This window comes from Acinetobacter sp. 24-47-66 (assembly GCF_056779755.1).
On record NZ_JBWYIL010000007.1, the window covers coordinates 54,368 to 77,216 of the forward strand.

The 22,849-nt window shown below is 38.7% G+C and carries 21 protein-coding genes; 15 read left to right on the forward strand and 6 right to left on the reverse strand.

Annotation, left to right across the window (positions count from 1 at the left end; all coding sequences use genetic code 11):
• The first annotated feature begins 2 nt into the window (after nt 1-2).
• The 9 genes from infB (at nt 3) to AC1M84_RS08290 (ending at nt 10,370) form a co-directional block, all read left to right on the forward strand.
• Nucleotides 3-2,717: a translation initiation factor IF-2 gene (gene infB / locus AC1M84_RS08250; protein WP_035266024.1), complete on the forward strand. Its 2,715-nt coding sequence runs from the start codon at nt 3-5 to the stop codon at nt 2,715-2,717.
• A complete protein-coding gene (locus AC1M84_RS08255; protein WP_481594810.1) occupies nt 2,717-3,121 on the forward strand; it encodes a ribosome-binding factor A in 405 nt (134 codons plus the stop codon). The genes infB and AC1M84_RS08255 overlap by 1 nt, the downstream gene beginning before the upstream one ends.
• Nucleotides 3,122-3,272: 151 nt before the next feature.
• Complete coding sequence (locus AC1M84_RS08260; protein WP_179998788.1) at nt 3,273-3,863, forward strand: LemA family protein; 591 nt, start codon at nt 3,273-3,275, stop codon at nt 3,861-3,863.
• A gap of 24 nt (nt 3,864-3,887) precedes the next feature.
• Nucleotides 3,888-4,958 carry a TPM domain-containing protein gene (locus tag AC1M84_RS08265; protein ID WP_481594811.1) on the forward strand — a complete coding sequence of 357 codons (1,071 nt, stop codon included), beginning with the start codon at nt 3,888-3,890 and terminating at the stop codon, nt 4,956-4,958.
• A complete protein-coding gene (locus AC1M84_RS08270) occupies nt 4,952-5,512 on the forward strand; it encodes a TPM domain-containing protein (RefSeq protein WP_481594812.1) in 561 nt (186 codons plus the stop codon). Before AC1M84_RS08265 ends, AC1M84_RS08270 begins: the two co-directional genes overlap by 7 nt.
• Before the next feature lie 182 nt (nt 5,513-5,694).
• Entirely contained in the window at nt 5,695-6,168 is a 474-nt protein-coding gene (locus AC1M84_RS08275; RefSeq protein WP_481594813.1) for a pilin, read from the forward strand.
• A 45-nt stretch (nt 6,169-6,213) separates the two neighbouring features.
• Nucleotides 6,214-7,545, forward strand: coding sequence for a sulfatase-like hydrolase/transferase (locus tag AC1M84_RS08280; protein WP_481594814.1), 1,332 nt, complete (start codon nt 6,214-6,216; stop codon nt 7,543-7,545).
• Nucleotides 7,542-8,729: an O-antigen ligase family protein gene (locus AC1M84_RS08285; protein WP_481594815.1), complete on the forward strand. Its 1,188-nt coding sequence runs from the start codon at nt 7,542-7,544 to the stop codon at nt 8,727-8,729. The genes AC1M84_RS08280 and AC1M84_RS08285 overlap by 4 nt, the downstream gene beginning before the upstream one ends.
• A gap of 12 nt (nt 8,730-8,741) precedes the next feature.
• Nucleotides 8,742-10,370, forward strand: coding sequence for a PglL family O-oligosaccharyltransferase (locus AC1M84_RS08290; protein ID WP_481594816.1), 1,629 nt, complete (start codon nt 8,742-8,744; stop codon nt 10,368-10,370).
• Nucleotides 10,371-10,406: 36 nt separating this feature from the next.
• On the opposite strand, the gene bfr is transcribed toward AC1M84_RS08290, so the two are convergent.
• From bfr to gmk, 6 genes are all read right to left on the reverse strand, one after another.
• Nucleotides 10,407-10,871 (reverse strand): heteropolymeric bacterioferritin subunit Bfr, encoded by a 465-nt coding sequence (gene bfr / locus AC1M84_RS08295; RefSeq protein ID WP_481594817.1) that lies wholly within the window; start codon nt 10,869-10,871, stop codon nt 10,407-10,409.
• Nucleotides 10,872-11,101: 230 nt separating this feature from the next.
• Entirely contained in the window at nt 11,102-11,296 is a 195-nt protein-coding gene (locus tag AC1M84_RS08300) for a bacterioferritin-associated ferredoxin (protein ID WP_035264349.1), read from the reverse strand.
• Nucleotides 11,297-11,449: 153 nt separating this feature from the next.
• Nucleotides 11,450-11,833, reverse strand: coding sequence for a RidA family protein (locus tag AC1M84_RS08305; RefSeq protein ID WP_481594818.1), 384 nt, complete (start codon nt 11,831-11,833; stop codon nt 11,450-11,452).
• Between the two features lie 76 nt (nt 11,834-11,909).
• Nucleotides 11,910-14,012 carry a RelA/SpoT family protein gene (locus tag AC1M84_RS08310; RefSeq protein WP_035264334.1) on the reverse strand — a complete coding sequence of 701 codons (2,103 nt, stop codon included), beginning with the start codon at nt 14,010-14,012 and terminating at the stop codon, nt 11,910-11,912.
• A gap of 203 nt (nt 14,013-14,215) precedes the next feature.
• On the reverse strand, nt 14,216-14,497 hold the full coding sequence (gene rpoZ, locus AC1M84_RS08315; protein ID WP_035264331.1) for a DNA-directed RNA polymerase subunit omega: 282 nt from the start codon (nt 14,495-14,497) through the stop codon (nt 14,216-14,218).
• Between the two features lie 75 nt (nt 14,498-14,572).
• Nucleotides 14,573-15,193 (reverse strand): guanylate kinase, encoded by a 621-nt coding sequence (gene gmk, locus AC1M84_RS08320; protein WP_035264330.1) that lies wholly within the window; start codon nt 15,191-15,193, stop codon nt 14,573-14,575.
• 134 nt (nt 15,194-15,327) lie between these two features.
• On the opposite strand from gmk, the gene ispH reads away from it, so the two are divergent.
• The 6 genes from ispH (at nt 15,328) to AC1M84_RS08350 (ending at nt 22,842) form a co-directional block, all read left to right on the forward strand.
• A complete protein-coding gene (gene ispH, locus AC1M84_RS08325) occupies nt 15,328-16,278 on the forward strand; it encodes a 4-hydroxy-3-methylbut-2-enyl diphosphate reductase (protein WP_092766665.1) in 951 nt (316 codons plus the stop codon).
• Nucleotides 16,279-16,431: 153 nt separating this feature from the next.
• Nucleotides 16,432-16,863, forward strand: coding sequence for a pilus assembly FimT family protein (locus tag AC1M84_RS08330; protein WP_481594819.1), 432 nt, complete (start codon nt 16,432-16,434; stop codon nt 16,861-16,863).
• The gene (gene pilV / locus AC1M84_RS08335; protein WP_481594820.1) at nt 16,857-17,381 is read left to right on the forward strand and encodes a type IV pilus modification protein PilV; all 525 of its coding nucleotides are present in this window, start codon (nt 16,857-16,859) and stop codon (nt 17,379-17,381) included. The genes AC1M84_RS08330 and pilV overlap by 7 nt, the downstream gene beginning before the upstream one ends.
• A complete protein-coding gene (locus tag AC1M84_RS08340) occupies nt 17,381-18,418 on the forward strand; it encodes a PilW family protein (protein ID WP_035264319.1) in 1,038 nt (345 codons plus the stop codon). The genes pilV and AC1M84_RS08340 overlap by 1 nt, the downstream gene beginning before the upstream one ends.
• Nucleotides 18,415-19,158 carry a pilus assembly PilX family protein gene (locus AC1M84_RS08345; protein WP_081403224.1) on the forward strand — a complete coding sequence of 248 codons (744 nt, stop codon included), beginning with the start codon at nt 18,415-18,417 and terminating at the stop codon, nt 19,156-19,158. The genes AC1M84_RS08340 and AC1M84_RS08345 overlap by 4 nt, the downstream gene beginning before the upstream one ends.
• Nucleotides 19,159-19,170: 12 nt before the next feature.
• A complete protein-coding gene (locus tag AC1M84_RS08350; RefSeq protein WP_481594821.1) occupies nt 19,171-22,842 on the forward strand; it encodes a PilC/PilY family type IV pilus protein in 3,672 nt (1,223 codons plus the stop codon).
• Nucleotides 22,843-22,849 lie beyond the last annotated feature (7 nt).

The following is a 22,849-nucleotide window of genomic DNA, read 5'->3' on the forward strand; positions in this document are numbered from 1 at the left end:
ACATGACGGATAAGTCAATTAAAGAGTTAGCAGTCAGCGTAGGTCTTCCAGTTGAAAAACTATTAGATCAGGTGCGAGATGCTGGGTTGCCTCAATCTAAGGCAGAAGACACAATCTCAGTAGAACAGCAAGACCGTTTAGTCGCTCATTTGAAAAAAGCGCATGGGCAAGACAGCGGCAGCGCAGGAAAAATCACGTTGAAACGTAAAACTACGAGTACTGCAAAAGTAGCAAGTACATCAGGTAAAGCTAAAACTATTAACGTAGAAGTTCGTAAGAAGCATACGTTCACTAAGCCAGATCCTGAACAAATTAAAGCTGAAGCATTGGCAAAAGCAAAAGCTGAAACTGAAGCAAAAGCACAGCAAAAAGTTGAAGTTAAACCAGCTCAAGCTGAAGAGAAGGCGCAACCTGCAGTAAGTAAAGCGAAAGCGAACTTAGATGCAATGCGTGCTGCAGCTAAACAATCGAGTGAGAAGCAAGAAGTTGCTAAAGCTGCGGTTGTGGTTAAGCGCAAGTCAACAAATAAACCGATTGTTAAACAAGCAACTAAACCAACTGAAACTGCAGAACAGAAAAAAGCACGTGAAGCTGAAGCTGCTAAATTAAAAGCAGTTGAAGAAGCAGCACGTCGTAAAGCAGCTGAAGAAGCACAACAACGTACGCTTGAACAAATGCGTCAGATGGCTTCTAAGTACTCTAATGAAGATGCAACTGCAACGATTCGTGTGGTCGATGATTCTCCATTGGCTGCTGGTCTTGTTGGTCAAGCATACGAAGATTCATTCGCGAAAGAAGATCGTGACATTAAGCGTGGTAATAACACACCAGGTGCACGTTCTCCTAAGAAAGGTGGTCGTCGTGGTCAAGAAGAGCAATCTTTCCGTGACAACTCTCATAAACGTGGTTTGAAATCAAGCCAAGCTAATAAACATGGTTTCGAGAAACCAGTTAAAAAGCAAGTTTATGATGTTGAAATCGGTGCAACTATTGTTGTTGCTGACCTTGCTGCAAAAATGGCGATTAAGGTTCGTGAAGTAATTAAAACACTCATGAAAATGGGTGAGCTTGTCACTCAAAACCAATCAATCGACCAAGATACAGCAGTTCTAGTGGTTGAAGAAATGGGTCATAACCCAGTTCTAGTATCAGATACTCAAGCGGAAGATAACTTGCTTGAAGCGGCTGAAGAAGCACGTGGTGCACAAACAACGCGTCCACCAGTGGTTACTATCATGGGTCACGTTGACCATGGTAAGACATCGCTTCTTGATCGTATTCGTCGTGCGAAAGTAGCGCAAGGTGAAGCGGGCGGTATTACACAGCATATCGGTGCTTATCACGTTACAACGGATAAAGGTATTATCACTTTCTTGGATACTCCGGGACACGCAGCATTTACTGCGATGCGTTCACGTGGTGCGAAAGCAACTGATATCGTTGTATTGGTGGTCGCAGCTGATGATGGTGTTATGCCACAAACAGCGGAAGCGATTGACCATGCTCGTGCAGCAGGTACGCCAATCATTGTTGCAATCAACAAGATGGATAAAGAATCTGCTGATCCAGATCGCGTATTGAATGAATTGACAACTAAAGAAATCGTGCCTGAGCAATGGGGTGGTGATGTCCCTGTCGCGATGGTTTCTGCGCACACCGGTGCAGGTATTGATGAACTTCTTGACTTGATCTTGATTCAATCTGAACTTCTAGAGCTTAAAGCTTCTGAAGAAGGTGCGGCACAAGGTGTTGTAATCGAAGCACGTGTTGATAAAGGCCGTGGTGCGGTTACTTCGATTCTTGTTCAAAATGGTACATTAAAAGTAGGTGACCTTGTTCTAGCTGGTGCATCTTACGGTCGTGTACGTGCGATGACTGATGAAAATGGTCAACGTATTAAGTCTGCAGGTCCATCGATTCCAGTTGAAATCTTAGGTCTTCCAGAAGCGCCAATGGCAGGTGACGAAGTTCTTGTTGTAAATGATGAGAAGAAAGCACGTGAAGTGGCTGATGCGCGTATGGATCGTGAACGTCAAAAACGTTTAGAGCGTCAATCTGCAATGCGTCTTGAAAACTTAATGGCTTCAATGGGCAAAAAAGATGTGCCGATTGTGAATGTAGTTCTGAAGACAGATGTTCGCGGTACATTGGAAGCGCTTCATGTTGCATTGGCTGAACTTTCAACTGATGAAGTTAAAGTGCGTGTCATTGGTTCAGGTGTTGGTGCGATTACTGAGTCTGATGTCACACTTGCAGAATCTTCAGAAGCATTCTTATTAGGTTTTAACGTTCGTGCAGACAATACAGCGCGCCAAAAAGCTGACGCAGATGGTATCGACATCCGTTACTACTCAATCATTTACCAATTGATTGATGATGTGAAAGATGCAATGAGTGGTAAGCTTGCACCAGAACATCGTGAAACAATTCTTGGTGTGGCTGAAGTACGTGAAGTATTCCACTCGAGTAAGTTTGGTGCTGCAGCAGGTTGTATGGTTCTTGAGGGCTTATTACACCGTAATAAACCAATTCGTGTCTTACGTGATGATGTGGTTGTGTTCCAAGGTGAACTTGAATCACTTCGCCGTTATAAAGAAGTGGTTGAAGAAGTTCGTGCTGGTATGGAATGTGGTCTTGCAGTCAAAGGCTATAAAGACATTAAAGTACTCGATAAAATCGAAGTCTATGATGTTCAATTAATTAAACGGAGTCTTTAATGGCGGGTAGTCAACGTCTTAAGCGTATGGCGGACACGGTTCAGCGAGAATTGTCTGAACTCATCCGTCAGGAGCTGAAAGATCCACGCTTAGGTGGTCTTGTGACCATCTCAGCGGTGAAAGTGAGCCCAGATTTAGGCTATGCTGAAGTTTATGTCACGGTCATGGGGCGTGAACTTGGTGATGAGCAAAGTGAAGCAGCAAATAAAGATACTCTAGATGTTTTAAATAAAGCATCAGGTTTTCTGCGCCATGAGCTGAGTCGTCGTATTAAGACACGTATCACACCTCGTTTACGTTTCCATTATGATAAAACTAATGCATACGGAAACTACATGTTTGGTCTAATTGCTGAAGCTGTGAAGGACTTACCTCCAGCTGACGATAAAAAAAACGAAGAGTAATTTCAAACAAAAAGCCACCTTAGGGTGGCTTTTTTTATCTTAATGTTTTTATATAAATTAAAGCCATAAAATAAATGCTACATTCAATTTTGAATTTGCGTATACAATATTTTTAATTAAACAAATACAAATAAATAATGAGGTTGATGTCATGCAAATTTTAAAAAAATCAGCTGTTGTGCTCGCATTATCAAGTACCTTGCTTTTCACAGGTTGTGGGTACAATACACTTCAAGCGAAAGATGAAGCGGTGACTGCATCATGGTCTGAGGTACAAAACCAATACCAGCGTCGAGCAGACCTTGTTCCGAATTTGGTGAATGTAGTTAAAGGATATGCAAAACATGAAGAACAAGTTTTAACTGAAGTCACAGAGGCACGTGCAAATGTTGCAGGGCTCAAAGTTGATAAAGAAGTTCTTGAAAATCCTGAACTATTCAAGCGTTATCAAGAAGCGCAATCGCAAATGACAAGTGCATTATCACGTTTGCTGGCAGTGACTGAAAACTATCCAGACCTTAAAGCAAATGAGCAATTCCGTGATTTACAGGTACAGTTAGAGGGTACAGAAAATCGTATAGCAGTTGCACGTAATCGCTATATTTCTACAGTCCAAGATTACAACACCTATGTTCGTCAATTCCCACAAGTCATGACTGCGAAAGTCATTGGCATGGATGCAAAAGAAAATTTTAGTGCTGAAGCGAGTGCACAAAAGGCACCGAATGTTTCTTTTGATTAAATCAATGATTAGAAGTTGATGAATATGAGCATGAGAACTCAGCATCTTAGACAAAATAGTATGAATTTGATTTCATGGCTATTTGTCTTTGTGATGACCTGTACATTGCAAATGGTTCATGCAGAAACTGCAACAGCAGTAGATCATGAGTCTGACGCGATTGTGCTGGGAAAAGTGATTCAACCCAATTCAGCAAATCCATCATCAAGTGCTCAGCAAAATAAACCAACTCCAGTACCTCCTGTTACTGTTTCAAATGATATGCAGGAAGGAGACACACAACGTCAACTCCCTACATTAAATGAACCTGTGATAGATCAGGCGAATATACTTTCTCCTCAAGAAAAGTCAGAACTCGATACAATAATTCGTGGTCTGTATAACGAGGGTAAGGCTCAAATTGGGATCGTCATTGTTCCGACAACTGGTCAGGAAGGTATCTTTGATTTTGCAATGCGTACTGCACAGACTTGGGGGTTGGGTTCTGCTCAACAAGATAATGGTTTATTAATCGCAGTGGCGATTAATGATCGAAGATTACATATCGCAACAGGTTATGGATTGGAAGGAGTGATTCCAGATATCGTTGCGAGTCGAATCATTCGCGAACAAATCACCCCTTATTTTAAAGCCAATGAATTTGGACAGGGTTTAATTGCAGGGGTTAGAGAAATTGAACGAATCGTTAACCTTGATCCGGAAATTGCCCAACAAGCCGCTGAAGAACTGAAACTTAGACAAGAACAAGCGTTAAAAGCACAATATGCAAAAGAAAAGACATTTAACACGGTATTATTTATTTTGATCGCTGGTGTGATTGGCTCTTTTATTATTGGTAATCGTTTAAGTGCATCGGTCGCGGGTGTTACTGCTTTTGCAGCGAGCATGATTTATGGTTCAGGGATTTTAATCAGCTTGATTGTGGGTATTGGAATTTTCTTTTTATTATTTACATCCATCGCACAGTTGATTTTCCAAGCATTTTTATCTGGCGGAGGACGCGGCGGCAGTGGCGGTCGAGGCGGATTTGGCGGTGGTGGATTTAGTGGCGGTGGTGGTGGCTTTGGTGGGGGAGGTGCGTCAGGCTCATGGTAACAAAAACTGAAACGACAGAAATTATCACTGAACCAAAGTTGCAACAAGCATCTCAACCGAGCTTCAAGCGCTGGATTAAGCACTTTTGTTATTTGCCTGCATCTAAACGTTATTTTTCCAAGATGGACCAAAATGCAATTGCAGAGGCAGTGAAACAAGCGGAGCAAGGTCATGTTGGAGAGATCCAAGTGGTCATAGAGGGATATATTCCATGTGCCTTGGCTTATTCAATGAATACTCGTCAGCGAGCAGAACAACTTTTTGCTGAATTAGGTGTATGGGATACAGAGTTTAATAGTGGTGTACTGATATATTTAAATCTATGTGAGCAGAAAGTTGAAATTGTCATTGATCGTGGAATTCAAAAGGCCACAATGCAACAGGATTGGCAAGCAATCTGTGATCACATGATTAATGAGCTGAAAAATAAAAATTATAAACAGGGCGTTATTGTTGGCGTAATGGAAGTCGGGGAAATTTTGAATCGTTTTTATGATGATAAAGTGCAGGATTTAGAAAATGAGCTCAGTAATCAGCCAATTATTTTAAATTGAGTTAAGGAAAGTGACAAAAAATGTCACTTTTTTACATAAATTAACATTAAAAATAAATTTGAAAATTATTTATTGGCAACCTTGAAGCGTTATCTGAAAATAGCATCAGTTAGTTAGCAACAACAAAATCTATTTTGGGGATAGGTTGTTAACTTTGAACTTAAAAAATTAGGAGAGATGTTATGAACGCTCAAAAAGGTTTTACTTTAATCGAGTTAATGATTGTTGTTGCAATTATTGGTATTCTTGCTGCGATTGCGATTCCTCAATATCAAAATTACATTGCACGCTCTCAAGTATCTGAAGCATTTACTTTGATGGGCGGGGCAAAAGTTGATATTCAGACAAACTTGCAAAGTAATTCATGTACTAAAGTTAGTGGTACTAATGATACATTAACTGGTAAATATGGTGTTTTGACAATTTCAGGTACACCAACTGCTGCCGCTAGTACCGCATCAGAACAAAATGGTGAAACAGGATGTACGTTGAGCTATAAATTTAATAATACTGGTGTATCTTCAAAAATTGCTAATCTATTTGTTAATGCTAAACTTTTGAATAATGGTACATTTGCTGAAAACTCTAGTACTGTAGCTATAGAATATTTACCAAAGTCATTCACTGATACTTCTGCTGCTAAGTCTGGTTCATAATTTAAGTTTGATTAGAAAAGAGGATTTTAGATCCTCTTTTTTTATATGAAAATTATTTATATTCTTCTCGCTAACTTTGCTCTAGTTGCACTTGCAAGCTACTTGGGTGTAGGGCGACCATTGATTAATTACGATTACTTATTAGTCGTGATCATCTTTTTATTTTTAAAGAATAGATTTCTAGCTGTTGTACTATTTACACTTTGTATTTTCATAGATGGATTGAATATATTCTTTCAAATATTTCCTATTATTCATCTATCCGATATTATCTACCTACTTAAATTTATACCAGAAATAGATCATACTAAAAAAATAATGATTTCGTTTGGATTATTATCCCTATTTATATATCTGTTTTTCTTGTGGGTAGTGCTACGGAACTTTTCGATTTCTAAAAAATACTTTTCCTATGCAGTCGTTATTATAATCTTACTTTCAATACTACAGAGTTTTTATATTGCCAATGGTGAGCGAGCATGGCGTATTGGTGAATCTAAATATTTTGATTCACAAATTTATAATTTCATAAAATTTAGAAATATAGATTTTATAAAAAAATTTCAAACTTCAGAAACAGCTTTGGGAGACAGATATTCTTTTTCAACTGGTTATGATGAAGTATTAAGAATTGAAAATCCTAAAAAAATTTTATTTATTGTAAATGAATCATGGGGAGTCACCTCAGATGAAATTCAAGAAGATTTATTGCATGAAATTTTAAACAATAAACGGTTTAAATTACTTAAACGGTTTGAAGTTAGTACAGATGGGTTTACCGTCAATGCTGAAATTAGAGAGTTATGCGGTTTATATCTGAATAATTTTAATCTCAAAAAACAAAAAAATGGATTTGAACAGTGTTTACCTCATATTTTGAGTAAAAGGGGATTTCATACACTGGGTGTTCATGGTGCTGCGAGCACCATGTATGAGAGGAAAGACTGGTATCCAAAATTAGGTTTCAAGGAATCTCTATTTTATGAAAATTTTTTAAACTTAAATTCGCGTTGCTATTCATTTCCAGGATTGTGCGATCGAGATTTGATGCAATTTATTAGAAATAAACTTATGAATCACGATCAAATTTTTCTTTATTGGCTTACGTTGAATACACATCTTTCATATGACTTGAGAGATCTTAAAAATGATCAATTTGAATGCGAGCGATTTTTAATCGATGGAAAATCCTCTTTATGCCGAAATTTAAAATTACAGAAGCAGTTTTTTTCAAATATAGATGAATTGCTAATTCAATCACAACTTAGTGGAACAATGATCATAATTGTGGGGGATCATGTGCCACCGTTGCTCGAAAATAATGAAATCAAATTTAAAGATGGTAAAGTTCCAATGATCGTGGGGTATATAGAGTGACGAATTTAAAAACACATAATAATGTCTTTTTGTTTTTTTTATTTTTTATTATTGGGTTTAGTAGTGTTTCTTATAGCCTTATCAACAATTTAGTAATTACTTTTATTTTGGGTGTGGTGCTATTATTTTGCTTATTGAAATTTAAACTTGAATATTTTAGCTTCGAAAAGAAAAGATCACTGTTTTATTTTTTTGTATTGTTTCTAGTTTTTGGAGTTTCTCTCTATCTCTCACCTTATCAAAATGAGCACATGTTGTACCGTTATTTTGGAGTAGTCTTAAGTATTATTTTTGGAATATTTGGATACTTTAACTACAAGAATAAAGGCTTTGATCTGATTTTTATCAGCCAAATTTTGAGTCTAATCGGTTTCCTTCATTGTACAGTTTTAATATTTTATTGGTTTACTGTTCCGAGTCCAGCTGATTACGATTGGATATGGGATATGCCATTTTTTTCAAACATCAGACATATCGCGGATTATCTGTCCATTTGTTTTTTGGCTTCATTTATTTTGCTGTTGAATAAAAAACTGAAGCTTGGTTTTATATATTATATCTTTTCAGTTGTTTTACTTTCTGTGATTATTTGGACTGGAGCTCGGGCAGCTTATTTAAGTGTCGCTTTAGCCCTTATATTTTTAGTTTTAAATGATATTAAGACTATAAAAAAATTAATTATGGTTTTAGTTCCGTCAGTCATCTTGCCACTGTTTTTTAAAACAAATTTACCTGGTTTGGGTATGGGGCGATCATTTGATGTGGTTGGTAAGTCGGTTAATAGCTATACCTCAGGCCGGGTAGAGTTATATCAAACAATATTAAGCAAGTTTTCTGAAAGTCCGTTATGGGGGTTGGGTCCTGAGGCTGTAAGAAATATTGCTGTTCCTTTTGCAGGTGGCGTGTTTGCCCATGCACATAATCTGATTTTACAAATATTGATTGAGTTTGGGTTCATCGGTTTTATCCTTGTTTCAATTATTTTTGTGAAACCATTAGTTCGTATTGCTAAATTTGAAAAGAACTATGAATTTATAATTTTGACGAGTTTTGTTATTAATATATTCATCGCTGCTATGTTCAATGGGGGATTCTATTACATCGTGACTTTACATATTTTTTGTTTCTTTTATGGCGCACTGTTGGCGAATTTAGATTCGAAAAGTACAATTACGATTTCTTAATTATATATTTGTATGCTGAACATATTTGCATGTTTGCTATTTTTAGTGTTAGCTTGGCTGCTACCATATCATCGTTCTCCTTGGCCAACCTTTGGTTCAGAAGTACTGACTTTTATCGCAGCATCATTTCTATTGCTAGGCTTAGCAAAATCTAAAGTAAAAATCGCAAAACCACAGCTTTATTTATTGCCACTCTTAAGTATTCCGCTGATTCAATTTATTTTTGGACAGAACATCTATTTCAGCAATGCTTTATTTAGTTTTGCGTATATTCTGTTCTTTGCATTGATGGTCATTGCTGGATATCAACTTTGCCTTGAGCAGAAAAAGAGAGAGCAAGTATTTAAAATTACCTGTTTAACATTTATTTCCGTTGGCTTCATTTCCGCTATATTCGCGATGCTTCAATGGCTCCAGTTGAATTGGATTTTAGGCGATCTCATTTATCCACTAAAGGGAAATAGACCTTACGCGAATTTGGCTCAGCCAAATAATTTAGCAACATTACTCATTCTAAGTTTATTAAGTAGTATTTATCTGTTTGAAAAGAAAATAATTTCTAGTTTTTTTCTTGTGCCAATGTCTTTAATCACACTGTTTGGCGTGGTGTTAGCACAATCCCGAACAAGTATTATTGTTTGCGCTTTTATTGTGATCTATTGGTTAATCAAGCAATTCAAAAAACAGAATCGATTTTCATTGACCCATTTAGCTTTTTGGTTAGGTGTATTTGTACTCTTAACACTGAATTTAACGACGATCAACCAGTTGATTTTTTCTATTGGTGATTCAGCTTCAGTTGTGCAAAGTTCCGCAGCAAACCGTGCTGTCCAAGGTATGGGCGATATTCGTCTTGATATGTGGCAACAAATGATAGCTGCGATTCTGCATCAACCATGGTGGGGGTATGGATGGAATCAAACAGGCTTAGCGCAATACTATATTACCGATACTTTCCAAGTTTCACTTTGGTATAAAAGTGCACACAACATGATTCTAGACTTATTGGTCTGGAATGGATTGATTCTAGGTGGGCTTATTCTTCTGTACTTGACAGCTTGGCTACTGTGGCTCAATAAAGGAGTGAAGGATAATATCTCGATCATTGCAACATTGATGGTATGTGCAATCCTCATTCATGGCATGTTAGAGTTTCCTTTGCATTATGCTTATTTTCTACTTCCAGCAGGTTTCTTACTGGGCATCATTCAGGCGCAATATGCAAAATTGCCTTCAGTGAAAATAAATGGTCGAGTGTTCGCAGTGGTTGCTCTTATCACGATTGTGGGTGCTTTAGTCACGACACGGGATTATTTTTTATATAAAGAGCAAAGTGTACTCGCATCAAAGGCTGAAGCTTTAACAGCAGATCAACAACACACCATGCAAAAGCAAATTTGGTTGATTACTCAATTTAAAGAGCGCGTGTGGTGGATTGGACTAGATCCTAAAACTGAAATGACAGAACAACAACTTGCTGATCTAGAGCGAATGGTTGCAAACTTGGCATCAAAATATGATTTACATAAGTATGCACAAGTGTTGGCTTTTAATGGTAAGGAGCAAAAAGCGAAGCATCAATTATGGATTTTAGAAACATTGCATAAGCAGCATATTGAGTATGATGACTTATTGAAATAAAAAAATCCCCGAAAGGGGATTTTTTTATTTCAATCATTAAATTTGGCTTTGAATATAATTCTCTACACCAACTTGATCGACAAGATCGAGTTGAGTGGTCGCCCAATCTAAATACTCTTCTTCTTTTTCTAAAATCTCTTGTACCAAATCGCGCGTAACGTAATCGAGTTGTTCTTCTGCTAATTTCACAGCAGTTTGAATCGTTTCAATGTTTTCTGTCACTTTCCGAACATCACATTGCAGCACTTCAATGGTGTGTTGACCAATATAGAGCTTACCCAGATGTTGAAGATTTGGAAGACCTTCTAAAAATAAAATGCGTTCAATGATTTTATCTGCATGCTTCATTTGGCGGATAGATTCTTTATATTCCGCTGAACCGAGTTGTTCGATACCCCAATCATTAAACATACGTGAATGTAAGAAATATTGGTTGATGGCTGTAAGATGGTGGTAAAGCACCTGATTTAACTGATGAATAACGTCACGGTTGCCTTTCATGATCTTAGCTCCAAACTCAAAATTCAGCCTATCATAGAAGGCTATCGATAGAGATTATCTTAACCCAACTTGCTAAAGCCTGACGAGTAATTTATTGAACAGCAAATGAAAATCGCAATCAAATACGCTTTTGCAAAAAATAACCCCGCTGAGTCAAAGCGGGGGGAGAAATTGGAAATCTGAATTATAGTTATAGAATGAGTTGTTATTATTTTTTAGCACATTCTGAGTTAAGCGGCGATTGAAATTCTGGCAGCTATTTCAGCAAGTTCTTCATTAATAATACTGCGTGCTTCAGGAACACAACGTCCACAACAAGTGCCTAGGTCAAGCAAATCACGAATTTCACGATAAGATTCAGCGCCATTTGCCATAGCATCTTTAATATCTTGATCTGTAATTCCACGACATAAACAAACGTACATTTCTGCTCAACCACAAGGATAAATGCGATAGTTGATATTATTGATAATTATTATCGTTTGTCAATGAAATTCATTTAAAAATGCTGTTTAATTCATCGTTTTTCTAGATAAAAAAATACCACCTTATAGGTGGTATTTTCTAAGATATTGAAATTATTTAGAAACAATCACAACACCATCCATTTCAACCAGTGCGCCTTTAGGTAAACTTGCAACGCCTAATGCTGCTCGTGCAGGGTAAGGCTGAGCGAAATATTCACCCATAATTTGGTTTACCAGTTGAAAGTGAGATAAATCAGTGAGGAAAATATTCAGTTTAGCAATATCAGCTAAAGAACCACCAGCAGCTTCACAAACTGCTTTTAGATTATCAAATACACGACGAATTTGAGCTTCAATGCCTTCAACCAATTCCATGCTATATGGATCTAATCCAATTTGTCCTGAAAGATAAAGTGTATCGCCGACAAGAATGGCTTGAGAGTAAGTACCAATTGCAGCAGGTGCATTTTCAGTATGAATGACTTGGCGGGACATCTATTTCTCCATTATTCAAATCTAGCTTCATCATAAAGGATGAACACTATAGGTGAAAGCTCTAATCTGTATTTGTTTAGCAGGCTTGTGAGACTTCTTCAACGGCAAGAGGAGCTGACATGCGTGAAATACGCGGAAAACCAAATTGCATGCGGAGTTCACGAATGATTTGCGCAATTTGCTGACGACTATGAACAACAATACTTAGATAGGTTTTTGATTCGTATTGTCGAACGGACTCGATTCCGATTTTTGATTTACGGCAGATATAAATCAGTTCTGAAATTTGCTCATCACTTAATAATAGATCGATACACAAGTAAGCATTGAAGTTGATTTCTGATTCACCTTCATCTTTCCAGTGCAACGGCATAATATTTTCAGGGTGTAACTGTTGTTCGTGTAGAAGGTTCTTACAGCGAGCACGGTGAACAATAAGACCGCGGCGAGATAAATGTCCCTGAATAGGATCGCCTAGCACTGCATTACAACAATGGGCATATTTTACATCTACACCATCAGTACCTAAGATCAGGCGACTTGATGCTTGATCTTGATGATGATCTTGAGCAAAGAGATGGTTAGCCACAAGTTGTGGGAGCAAATCACCTACAGCAATTTGTTCAAAAAGTTGATTCTTGGTTGGAATATGACGCCATTGTAATAGTTCAGTCCAATTTTGATCAGTTAGATCATGAATAGACGTATTAAATAACTTTAATGCACGATTTAACGCTTGTTGACCAACAAGGCGCTGTTCATCAATATCTTGGTCTCGCAAAATATTTTGAATAGAGCGTCTCGCTTTTTGAGTGTTGATAAAGCTCAGCCAATCAGGGTTGGGTGAAGCGAGAACATCTGTAATCACCTCAATAACTTGACCACTTGAGAGTGGTGTAGAAAGCGGTTTGATTTCTCCATCAATTTTACAACCGACAGCATGGTTACCTAGGAATAAGCTCGCAGAGTAAGCGAAATCTACTGCTGTCGCCCCTTGTGGTAATTCATGTAAGTGACCTTGAGGAGTATAGACCCATATTTTTTCTTGATGTAGATAATCCAATAGATCATTAAACGTGGTCTTTGCACAGTCGCCACCGACTAAGGTATGCAAATTCTGCATAGATGCCTGAATGGCAGATCGGCATGTTTGAGGAGCATTTTCACCTAATACTACTCCAAATCGCGCAGCCTTACGCATAAGTTCAGTTTGTATGGTGAGCGAAAGCGTTGTTTTCTCGCCTTTCAAACGCAGCATCAAGGATTGATTGCCACCAGGGAGAGGGCGGCGGATATGATCTTGGTAATTTAAAACTTGGAAGTTATCTTTTAGTAACTCAACTAAACGATCGCAATCGGCAATGGTCTGGAGTACGATTTCAAACGCATGACTATGTGTGAGTTCTTGAAGGTTAATTTCGTTTTTAACAAAGTGGCGTAATAATTCAATGTTATTATTTTTCTTTTTAATTCGCCCAGGAATATTGGAGTTTTCCAAGAGATCGCTCAAATGCTTTTCCCAAATGGCTTGGTATTTACAGCGTTGAGGTTTGGTTTGCGCCAAAGCATCTTGTACATCATTGAACATATCTAAATCAAGATTTTGATAGCAGAGGTGTTCAAGATTGTCAGCCATTTCATTCATGCCGACCAAACGCGCCATTGGCACAAATATATCAAAAGTTTCTTGTGCAATACGGGCACGTTTATCCGGTCTTAAAGCTTCCAAAGTCGTCATATTATGGTAACGATCTGAAAGTTTAATGATGATCACACGAGGATCTTGTAATGTGGCTTGTAGGATTTTTCGGAATGAGGCTGCTTTATTATATTCTTTGTCACTAGAGTGGCTTAATTTCGTAACACCATCGACCAGCTCAGCCACTGTTTTGCCAAATTTTTCAGTAATGTCTTCTTTGCTAAAGTCGGTATCTTCAATGACATCGTGCAGTAGTGCTGCCATCAACGTTTCTGGGTCTAGGCGCATATGCGCCAGAATACAACTTACGGCTATCGGATGCAGAATATAGGGTTCACCGCTTTTGCGTGTAATACCATCATGCGCCATGTCAGCATAATCGCAGGCCACAAGTACTCTGTCGACGTCCTTTTCAGATAAATACGCGTCGATGATGACTTTTAGCTGTTGCTTAGCTTGGCTGACCAATGGGCCTGGCATACTACACCTTTGAATCCGTGGAAGAGAGTAAAAAGTAAAAGACTTTACTAAAAATTCATATTGCTACAATGCTCTATTTTTAAATAGAGAATAGATCTAATTTTTTTAACAAATTTTTTCAATTTTGTCGAATCATTCTCTAAAAAAATTCAATAAAAAAGCCTAGTCATTGGACTAGGCTCTTTTAAATGCAGGTCTTAAGCTTATTGGAAAGAAAAACCATCTAAGTTTAAGTTATTTGCAGAAAGTGCTAAATCTAAGCTAGACGTTTGATAATCTTGCTCACGTTGTTTCAAGATATCTTTAGTGACATGACCTTCAGCGATTTCACGTAAAGCAACCACTGTTGGTTTGTCATTGTCCCATTCTACAGTTGGTTCGATACCTTGACGAGCAAGTTGACGCGCGCGTTTGCTTGCCACTAGTACAAGCTCAAAGCGGTTGTCTACATGGTCTAAACAATCTTCAACGGTTACGCGTGCCATAAGAGTTCTCGTATGTATGAAATTTTTTAACAGACTGCGCAGTATAAAATGCTTTGTCTATAGACTCAAGTTTAATCACGAATTCGGTGTGATTAATTTTTGAATTAAATCTTTATGTCGGTGAGCCTGTTGTGATAATGAAAGACGGTTCGCATTAATGACAGACTCAAGATCATGTAAAGCTTTATTAAAATCATCATTCAAGATGATGTAATCGAAGTTTACGTACTGTTGCATATCTTCTACCGCACAACTTAAGCGATGTTCAATCACTTCAACAGAATCTGTACCGCGGTTTGATAGGCGTTGTCGAAGATCAAATTGTGTAGGTGGAAGAATGAAAATTTGTTTTGATTCAGGAAAAAGTTTGCGAACCTGTTCTGCACCTTGCCAATCAATTTCAAGTAAAACATCATGACCTTTTGCAAGTTGTTCTTTTACAGTCGCTTGTGAAGTGCCGTAGTAGTTACCGAAAACTTCCGCGTATTCGATGAAACCACCTTGATTGACTTGCTCAATGAAAGATTCTTTGCTGGTAAAGTGATAATGCACACCATCTAATTCACCAGGACGTTGACCTCGAGTAGTGTGTGAAACAGAAACGTGTAAATTGCTTACGCGCTCAAGTAGGGCTTTAACTAATGATGTTTTGCCAGTTCCAGAAGCAGCTGAAACGACAAACAAGAGACCCGACATGATATTTTTCCTGATATGATAAAATATCTTCTCTATTTTAGAGCAGAGTGCTTTTAAACTAAATAGCAATTCGCATTTGTTTTAAAAAATATTCTGATTCATTGACCAAATTTTAGCGATCGTTTGAGGGTCTTATGGAAATTGTTTTAGCTAATCCACGTGGTTTCTGTGCTGGTGTAGACCGCGCTATTGCGATCGTTAATCGTGCACTTGAAAGCTTTAATCCTCCCATTTACGTTCGTCATGAAGTGGTACATAACAAATTTGTTGTGGACGATTTACGCCAACGTGGTGCAATTTTTGTAGATGAATTAGATGAAGTTCCTGATGACAATATCGTGATTTTTAGTGCACATGGTGTATCAAAAGCTGTGCAGCAAGAAGCTGAGCGCCGTGGACTAAAAGTATTTGATGCCACGTGTCCTCTCGTGACAAAAGTGCATATCGAAGTCACAAAATATGCGCGTGAAGGGATTGAAGCCATTCTGATTGGTCATGAAGGGCATCCTGAAGTTGAAGGCACCATGGGTCAATATGATCTGAAAAATGGTGGTGCAATTTATCTGGTTGAAGATGAGGATGATGTTGCTGCTTTACAGGTGAATAATCCTAATAAGTTAGCATTTGTCACTCAAACGACACTTTCAATTGATGATACTGCAAAAGTCATTGATGCTTTACGTGCTAAATTCCCAGCCATCCAAGGGCCACGTAAAGATGATATCTGTTATGCAACTCAAAACCGTCAAGATGCGGTCCGTGATTTAGCGACTCAATGTGATGTCGTTTTAGTGGTTGGTTCTCCAAACTCTTCGAACTCTAATCGTCTTCGCGAATTGGCAGAGCGAATGGGTAAGCATGCTTATCTCGTGGATAATGCGGATGAGCTGAAAAAAGAATGGTTTGCTGAAACCACTAAAATTGGTGTTACCGCAGGTGCTTCAGCACCTGAAATTTTGATTAAACAAGTGATTCAGCGTCTACAAGATTGGGGCGCTACGTCACCACAGGAATTAAATGGGCGAGAGGAGAATATAACCTTTAGCTTGCCTAAAGAATTGAGAATTCAAGTTACTCAAGCTTAATAATGAATTATCAATGACATAGCAGGATAAGTGAACAGATTTCAAAAGTGTGATCTTATCCTCATTTTAATACCATTTGTCATGACTGTGTTGGCTTTATAATTATAAAATATTACTTTTGTAACATTAATAAATAAATACAAAAGTTTGAATATGAAAGACTTACAACGGGGCTTTACCATTATTGAGCTGTTGATTACCACAATTGTGTTATCAATCACAGCAACCATGGCTATTCCATCTTTTAAAAATATTGTTGCGCAATATCGCCTAAATTCAGATGTGCGTGAATTATCAAGCGTGCTGATGATGGCGCGTAATCAAGCAACATTGTTAAGAAAAGATGTGACTGTAGATCTTCAGTCGAATCAAGCAGATAGCAGTACAATCTTTCATTGGACACCCAAAGCGCAAAATAAATTGACTTCATCACAAGAAAAAGTCACATTCTGGATGGATGGGGGAATTTCTGACTTTACATCTGACATAAATTTTTCTATTTGTAATAAGGTGTTAGGTGTTTCTAAAACGATAGCAATTACAAGAATGGGAACACAATATTTAAAAGCAGAGGGGACATGCTGATGCGTGCTGCGCAACAGGGGGTAGGAATGATTGAAATTCTAGTTGCCTTATTGGTTTTGGCCATTGGGGTATTGGGGTTTTCATTTTTACAAATGCGCGCAATTGATGCTTCACATGAAGCAATGTCTAAATTACAAGCCATGAATTTAGCGCGTGACTTATCTGAGAAGATACGTGCGAACTCAAATGCTTATACTCAGTATCAAGCTAGAATAAATGCAGAAAAACAAACAACTACAGCCAAATCATGTGTGCAAAAAGGAACGACGAATCCATGTGTCCAAGCAGCCGATTTTGCCCATTATGATGCTGCCCAGATAATAAAAAATGCCAATGGTCTTGGTATGAGTATCAAAATGCCGAATTGCCAAGTCAGTAATAATTTGCAATCTCGCCGATGCATTTATGTAGCATGGGGAAAAACAAAACCTATCGATGATGCTTCTGCAAAAGATGCATGTACCCATGGTGGAAGTTATTTACCAAAAGCGCAATGCATCGTTATGGAGCTTTATTGATGCAGCATCGTAGGTATACGCAAAAAGGTTTGACGCTAGTCGAGCTTATGATCGCTTTAGTGCTTGGATTGTTGATTACCGCTGCTGCGGTACATCTGTTTTTTACAGGGCAGATGGGATTCACGATGCAGAAAGGAATGTCGGAGGTTCAAGATAACGGCAACTTTGGTCTGCGTTTTCTCACTTATGAAATTCGTAAAGCAAATTATGGTCAAGTAAATATCATTAATGATCGTTTGACGCATGGTGGCATTGTTATCACTTCAGCTCAGTCTCCAGTGGTGCCTACATCTGGTGATTTGGCATTTAATGCGACCAATATTCCCGTCAATATTTCACGAAATATTCCAAATACGGAGGTTGTGCCTGTATCGCAATCTGGTATGCCGAGTAATATAGAGTTGGTTTCAGCTGAATCTTCACAACCTGCTCAAGCGGGAATGAGCGACCAATTGGTCATGCAGTTTTATGCTGATACACAAGGTGTGGATTGTGAAGGTAATAATTACGATGCTGGACGATATATTGTTCAACGTTTTTTTCTACGTAAAGATGCAAATGCAAATATTCAAAAAGAACCACACGATGCATTGGTCTTGGCCTGTGAAGCAGGGTGGTACACGCGTAACAGCACTCAAATTTTAAAAAATTTTAATAATAAACAGACTGTCTTTGGAACAACGAATGGTGAAATTTTGATGCATCGTGTTGATCACTTTCACTATTTGTTGGGGATTTCTAATGACGATAATACGGCACAGCAAAGATATATAAGTATTGAAGATTATAAAAAGCTCAATGTTTATCCACGTCCACGCATTAATTCAATACAGGTGGGTTTATTAGTAAGGTCATCTGAAAATGTAGGTCAAAATCAAGCAATTTCTCCTCATCAAGAATTTGAAGTTCTTGATCAAAAAGTAAAATTAAAAAAAGCACAAAAAACCGTCGCGACTAAATTTATTCGACAAGTCATTACACAAACGATCGCGATTCGAAATGGTATGAGTGTGATGGATTCAGCGGAGGGCTTATGATTCAACATCAACGTGGTGCAACGCTGATTGTGGTACTGATTATGTTAGTTCTACTCACCATTATTGGTACTTGGGCGATTCGACAAAGTATGGTGAGTTTGAATATCACCACCAACAGCCAAGCGCAACAATTGTTAATGCAATCTTCCGATACTGTTTTTTATCGATTGGGGCATGGCGGCTATGCTGCCTCCAGTGGTAACCCTCTGAGCTTAATTGGTTACTCGATTCAGAATGAAGGTGACGAAGTCGTATTCTGTTTTAGAAACCAATCCAATAGTGCGATGTTTAATGTTTCCAACAGTAGTGTATTGCGTTGGAATGAAGCAATGAGTGATGTCTCAGTCGATGGTGTTTCTGGGTTTTGTTCCTTATCAAACGATGGGGATTATGCCAGTGCTCGTAAGGCGCAATTAACTCAGGTGTCTGTAATCGTAAGCCCTCCATCAGACAGTGATCATGATATCCCACTTTCAAACGCAAACGTTGGAACTGACACTGAAAGTATAGGACAACCTTCTGATACTAAAAAAATAACAGTCTATTCAACATCGCTCTTACCCGCATTGTCTTCGACAGATTTAACGGATGAAATCCATCTTTGTTTGCGCCGACCACATACAGCACCATTGGTGGGTAATGCACAAACCATTTCGTCCTGTTTAAAGGATATTGGTGTGCCGTATAACACCCAAATTCAAAGTTACATTTTTGATGCTTATCAGCGCGCTGAATCTTAATGGGGATGTATTGTGAATAAAAATATAAAGAATCATTTTACAAAAAAGATGATTGCGCAAAGTATTGCAGTCGTGATGGCATTGGGTGCGATCCCAATGCAATTGAGTGCCAGTGATCTACAAATTTATCAAAATCCTGTAGCAAAAAATAATCCGATTATCATGTTGGCGATTGATAACTCGATGAGTATGAGTGCAGTAGATGCAACTTATAAAGGTCAAAGTGTTAGCCGTTTGAATGCATTAAAAAACTCATTGGTAGATGCCTTAAATGCAAAGGACTTATCAGGAAATTATCGTATTCCAGATAATGTTTATATTGGGGTATCGGTGTTTACGTCAACGGGTGAAATAGGGACAACAGAAGATTGGTTAAGCTATGGTGAAAATGCTCGTTCATCTAAAATCTTACTAGAAGCAAAACAACTTACACCTGCTCACCGTACGGATTTAATCAATAAAATTAATAGTATTGGAGCCGTAGGTAGTACGCCCACACCACTATTACTCTCAGAAACTTATGCGTATTTACTTGGAAATCGTACCTTTGGGGCTAACCTAAAAGGCATCGATTTACTTCCTTCATCTAAATATTCTAATTATAGCCGTGGTTTATCTGGAGCATCATTTGCGCCAGCGGACATTCGCAAAGCGGATGGTAGTTATAGAGCGCCACTCAACAAGTTGAATAACAGTGATGCCCAATGTAGTACGCAAGGTGTTTTTTTCTTAACAGATGGGGCGCCAGTTGGTTTGAGACCAAAGACGGTACTCCCTGTCATGCAAAATGCGTTGGCAGATGACAGCTTTACTTGTGAAGGCTCGCCCTTAAAAGATGTCTATTACAATTACGGTAATGCCAAAGGTGCCAGTGGTGCCGCGACCTTCAATGGCGAGTTTAAGGAAATGGCGACGCAGCCATATCGTTTTTATGAAGATGATATTGGTAATGCTGTGTCAGCCAATCAAACCACCTGGCAAAACCGTAGTTCATGGGCTTGTGTGGGTAAGATGGTTCAGCGTTTGGCAAATCAAACACAGATGACCAGCGATGCGAATCAGAAGCGTGTTTATACATCTACTGTAGGTTTTGGTCCCTTATTCCAAAAGCATCCACGAGAAACCTGTCGTGATTATGACAATGACGGTCTATACGATCATTGTACTTTTGATAGTAGCTATACAGGTTCTGGAAATGACATTTCCAATAGTATGAATGCTCAAGCATTAAAACAGTTGGGGAATGTGATTGGTAAAGGGGATACCTACGGGACTCGCCAAGAAATTGGGGGGTATACCCAAGCGACTTCTGGTGAAGATATTCAGAATGCATTGAATACCTTCTTGGTTGCCGTCTCTCACGGTAACTTTGAGGCTGCTAGTTTCGGTACTTATGTGGTGCCATTTGACCGTTTATCAACAAGTTCAGCATATCCTTATGTGTTCGCACCGCAGTTTCAACCACAGGTGAGCACAGCAAATTCGGTATTGGCTTCCACACATCAATTATGGTTAGGGAACTTAAAGAAATACAGTATTAACGCTCAAGCTGTGATGATTGATCGTGCGGGGAAAGAGGTACTTGATCGATCAGGTGCAATACGAACAAATACGCAGGATTTTTGGAACAATACTGGAATAGATGATGGTTTGAGTGCAATTCAAGGGGGCGTGTTCTCTCGGATTGCCACACCTTCACCACTAGCAGGTTTTACTGCTACAGACAAAATAAAAACGCGCCCGTTATTCACCAATGCAACGATTGCCACAACGGGTGATCAAGCAAAACGATTGGTAGGTTCTGAGAATGGACAACTGACGAAATTAACGACACAGAATGTGCTGGCCGCGACCTATATTGATTCAACCAAGTCGGGGTGGCGACAAAATGTATATCAACCCTATTTACTGTCGGCTTTGGGTTATCGACTTGATAAAAACTACTTAAGTAGCTTACCTGCTGGATACATTTGGAATGATCTAAATAAGGTTAAAGATCTTAAGGTGATGCAGCAAATGGGAGGCGTTGTTCACTCGGAACCATTGTTGGTGACGCTCGAAGCAAAATATAACGCGGGGTCTGGTACTATATTAGCGAATACCCGTAATGCGACACATCGAAAAGATTACGTGGTATTTGGGACGATGCAAGGATTATTGCATGTTGTGGATCAAGAAACTGGTGAAGAGGCATTTAGTTTCTTAGCTCATGAAATGGTTCAAGATCCAAGTCGACGAGACGCGTTACTTGAACAGTCCAATACACTATTGTCATCTGCGCATCCTATTTATGGCATGGATGGATCATGGACTTCAGATGTTCAATATAAGATTGATCAGAACAACAATAAGTTTATTGCTGCGAAAGCCAACATTTATGGTGGTATGCGCATGGGTGGGCGTAGTTATTATGCCTTGGATATGAAAAATCCGAACCAACCTGAATTACTTTTCCATGTTGATCCAAGTTCTGGAACGATAAAGAGTAAATCAACATCAGTGAGCGGCACAAATCAATCAGATGCCTTAAAAGCTATGGGATATAGTTGGTCTAAACCTACCATTGCTAAAATTCGTTTTGACGGCAAAGTTAAAACGGTCATGATTGTGGGTGGTGGCTATGATATGGCCTATGAAACGGATGGTTATCAGCCTCAATCTGCATTAACTGGTCAACGAGCTAATCAAGGGGCGGGCGTCTATATTTTTGATGCTGAAACGGGCGAATTATTGTGGAATGCACGCTATGGCAACCAATCGAATCAAACCAGTGTTGATGTTAAGCATGCTGAGATGAAATATAGTGTGGTCAGTCAAATTAAAGCATTTGACCGCAATACGGATGGTTTAATCGATCACCTATATTTTGGTGATTTAGGTGGGCAAGTGTGGCGCGTCGATCTCAATAATCGTCTTGGAACGAATACAACCGCGTTTGGACGAGTGACACGTCTTGCTGATTTTAGTGCGTATCACCAACGTTTTTATGAAATGCCTGCTTTGACCATCCATGATCTGAATGGTGAGCGATTTGGTGCGGTGAGTATTGCGTCAGGAAATCGCAGCTTTCCATTAAATACCAGCAATATTTATGACAATCGAGTCTATGTGTTACATGATTATGACTTGGCACAACCGAATTTATTTCAAGCGAATTTTGCTAAAACACAAAACCTTACCGAAGCTCATTTAACTGCATGGTCTAATTTATCAGGTACAACAGTGCCACATCTGATGAACCGTAATAAGCGTGGTTGGTTCTATGTGCTGCAACGAACAACGTCTAAAAACGAAACAGCGAATACTGGTACAGTTAAAGCATTAAATGGTTATATTGCGATCGCAAATAGTCCAAGTCATTCAGATTTATATGTTTCTTTATACAATCCAAATGATGCGTCGTCACAACAACCGAACCAATGTACTGGGGGCATTAAAGGAGCAAGTCGTACCTTAAAGCTTTGCTTGCCGTATGGTGTTTGTGGAGATGCTGGATCAACGTCTAATCTTCAAAATAAAATTGTGGCAGAAATCTCAGAGACTAAGTCTGATGGGATTAGTAAGCTAAACAGCGTACCTATTGTCCAAAATGGTAAAAAGAAAACGACTTTGCTGGGCGGTGGTTATACCAACTACATCACAACCAAAGTGCTGAAAGCTTATAACTGGTTTGAGCGTCAGTAGGTGGTTA

What these genes read in the sequence shown, in the direction of transcription:
- infB (WP_035266024.1), top strand. Translation starts at nt 3, where the DNA reads ATGACGGATAAGTCAATTAAAGAGTTAGCAGTCAGCGTAGGTCTTCCA.
- AC1M84_RS08255 (WP_481594810.1), top strand. Translation starts at nt 2,717, where the DNA reads ATGGCGGGTAGTCAACGTCTTAAGCGTATGGCGGACACGGTTCAGCGA.
- AC1M84_RS08260 (WP_179998788.1), top strand. Translation starts at nt 3,273, where the DNA reads ATGCAAATTTTAAAAAAATCAGCTGTTGTGCTCGCATTATCAAGTACC.
- AC1M84_RS08265 (WP_481594811.1), top strand. Translation starts at nt 3,888, where the DNA reads ATGAGCATGAGAACTCAGCATCTTAGACAAAATAGTATGAATTTGATT.
- AC1M84_RS08270 (WP_481594812.1), top strand. Translation starts at nt 4,952, where the DNA reads ATGGTAACAAAAACTGAAACGACAGAAATTATCACTGAACCAAAGTTG.
- AC1M84_RS08275 (WP_481594813.1), top strand. Translation starts at nt 5,695, where the DNA reads ATGAACGCTCAAAAAGGTTTTACTTTAATCGAGTTAATGATTGTTGTT.
- AC1M84_RS08280 (WP_481594814.1), top strand. Translation starts at nt 6,214, where the DNA reads ATGAAAATTATTTATATTCTTCTCGCTAACTTTGCTCTAGTTGCACTT.
- AC1M84_RS08290 (WP_481594816.1), top strand. Translation starts at nt 8,742, where the DNA reads ATGCTGAACATATTTGCATGTTTGCTATTTTTAGTGTTAGCTTGGCTG.
- bfr (WP_481594817.1), bottom strand. Translation starts at nt 10,871, where the DNA reads ATGAAAGGCAACCGTGACGTTATTCATCAGTTAAATCAGGTGCTTTAC.
- AC1M84_RS08300 (WP_035264349.1), bottom strand. Translation starts at nt 11,296, where the DNA reads ATGTACGTTTGTTTATGTCGTGGAATTACAGATCAAGATATTAAAGAT.
- AC1M84_RS08305 (WP_481594818.1), bottom strand. Translation starts at nt 11,833, where the DNA reads ATGTCCCGCCAAGTCATTCATACTGAAAATGCACCTGCTGCAATTGGT.
- AC1M84_RS08310 (WP_035264334.1), bottom strand. Translation starts at nt 14,012, where the DNA reads ATGCCAGGCCCATTGGTCAGCCAAGCTAAGCAACAGCTAAAAGTCATC.
- rpoZ (WP_035264331.1), bottom strand. Translation starts at nt 14,497, where the DNA reads ATGGCACGCGTAACCGTTGAAGATTGTTTAGACCATGTAGACAACCGC.
- gmk (WP_035264330.1), bottom strand. Translation starts at nt 15,193, where the DNA reads ATGTCGGGTCTCTTGTTTGTCGTTTCAGCTGCTTCTGGAACTGGCAAA.
- ispH (WP_092766665.1), top strand. Translation starts at nt 15,328, where the DNA reads ATGGAAATTGTTTTAGCTAATCCACGTGGTTTCTGTGCTGGTGTAGAC.
- AC1M84_RS08330 (WP_481594819.1), top strand. Translation starts at nt 16,432, where the DNA reads ATGAAAGACTTACAACGGGGCTTTACCATTATTGAGCTGTTGATTACC.
- pilV (WP_481594820.1), top strand. Translation starts at nt 16,857, where the DNA reads ATGCTGATGCGTGCTGCGCAACAGGGGGTAGGAATGATTGAAATTCTA.
- AC1M84_RS08340 (WP_035264319.1), top strand. Translation starts at nt 17,381, where the DNA reads ATGCAGCATCGTAGGTATACGCAAAAAGGTTTGACGCTAGTCGAGCTT.
- AC1M84_RS08345 (WP_081403224.1), top strand. Translation starts at nt 18,415, where the DNA reads ATGATTCAACATCAACGTGGTGCAACGCTGATTGTGGTACTGATTATG.